General features: G+C 32.3%; 1 protein-coding gene and 1 pseudogene. Both read right to left on the reverse strand.

Annotation, left to right across the window (positions count from 1 at the left end; genetic code table 11):
* Positions 1-790: 790 nt before the first annotated feature.
* Positions 791-1264 carry a hypothetical protein gene (locus J3U42_RS12175; RefSeq protein WP_267336599.1) on the reverse strand — a complete coding sequence of 158 codons (474 nt, stop codon included), beginning with the start codon at positions 1262-1264 and terminating at the stop codon, positions 791-793.
* Positions 1265-1800 (reverse strand): annotated as a pseudogene (locus J3U42_RS12180) (hypothetical protein); the annotation flags it as partial.

The following is a 1800-nucleotide window of genomic DNA, read 5'->3' on the forward strand; positions in this document are numbered from 1 at the left end:
AATACCATAATTTAATTTTCCATTATGACCGTTAACTACAGCATTTAATCTAGGATCTTTTTTAGCTATGTTTTGTAGATTTTCACTTGATAAATCTTCTTTTAATTTTTGTTTATTTGAAGCATTGTGCGCCTGATTGGTATTATTCCAATTTTCAGTCAGCTTATTTTCATTTTTTACATGTTCACCAAAATTACTACTTTCATTTGCTTTCTGATTGGCAGCTTGGTTATCCAGTATTTTATCCTTAGTCTCTTTATAATTTCCACCACCTTGTTCAACATTTCCTTTTCCGTGTTGTAGCTCTGAGTCTGTTTTGTCTAATGGTTGGTTGGCAGTAGGTCCCTTTACGGCATTATTACCACGGATTTATGTACGGGTACTGGAAAGAAGATTGATATCATTGTCGGCAGATAAATAGACCAGCTTATCAGCGACTAATGTTGTTGGTTGACGAGCTATATTGTTTAATTTGGAATCTTGTAATAAATAAAGGGAAGGGAAAGTTATTGTCTTTATTTTTAGGACTTTTGTAGGAGAAAGAAAAAGAATGTGCTTTGCCGTATTCAAAATTATCTATTAAGCTAAAAATATTACAAGGCGCAAAAAGCTAACCCAAACTACACTAACGATTAAGGTAGAAGCATTGGAGCAGATAGGCTTTTATGCAGGTAGCCCTGTTATCATTAAGATTGAACAGGGCAAGTTGAGTATTGAACTTGATTTGATGATTTAATCTGTTCAATAAAATTTTTAATTTATCAAAATAAGAAATATATGAGTAATTCTATTAGCATATAATTTCATAAAGTGTGTCAGGTGCACCTTGGTTTAATTCAAAATCCAAAAATAATGTTTTTGATATTTCAGCAAATTTTATGACTTTATAAGAATAAATATAGCCTGAGTCAGTCAAAGATATCACAAGTTTTGAACATTTTGTCTTAATCACCATTTCTTCTAATATACTGATTAAAATTTGTAAACGATCTCTTCCTAATGGAGGAAATTTACTTTGCATCTCTGGAGCATAATCCAAATAATCAATTAAATAATCAGCTTCTTCACAATCGGGGCAATCGCTCATTGAAAAAATAAAATTAGTGTCATTTTTATCTGGTAGATATTTATCTGTAAATTGAAACAATTGTTCTGGTAAAATTTCCTTTAAACCAATACCATATTTAATCGCTATCTTTTCTAATATTGATTTACTATTGTTATAGTTAATCCCTGTGAGATAACCGATAATATAATTATTCATTTATTTCTCCTTAATCCAATCACCAATAGGTTTTCCATTGGAGCTTAGTTTTCTATAGTATCTACCAGTTACAAATCCTTTATCATTGTATGTTATTTTATGTTCATGAGGAACTACTCTTCCGTCAGAACCTAGCTCCATTTGCCCGTGTGGATGAATTTGTCCATAATCTTCACGCGAAAAAGTTCGACCATTTGCATCATAATAAGTTACACTTTTAGAACCATCTGCTCTTGATACCTCATAAATTGAGTTTGGCGTTGAGGTATGTGGTGCTTTACCTGATGATACAATGATGTGTTCAGTAACAACTTTATTTGTTGCTGGGTTAATAATTGGGTTGGATGATGCACTTGCCCCCTTACCAGCATTAATTTGTTGCTCTTTCGCTACATATTCACCAAATTTACTACTTTCGTTGGCTTTCTGATTGGCAGCCTGATTATCAAGGATTTTATCCTTAGTCTCTTTATAATTTCCACCACCTTGTTCAACATTTCCTTTTCCGTGTTGTAGCTCTAAGTCTGTTTTGTCTA

The sequence above is a fragment of the Gilliamella sp. B2923 genome (genome assembly GCF_026536565.1).
GTDB lineage: Bacteria > Pseudomonadota > Gammaproteobacteria > Enterobacterales > Orbaceae > Gilliamella.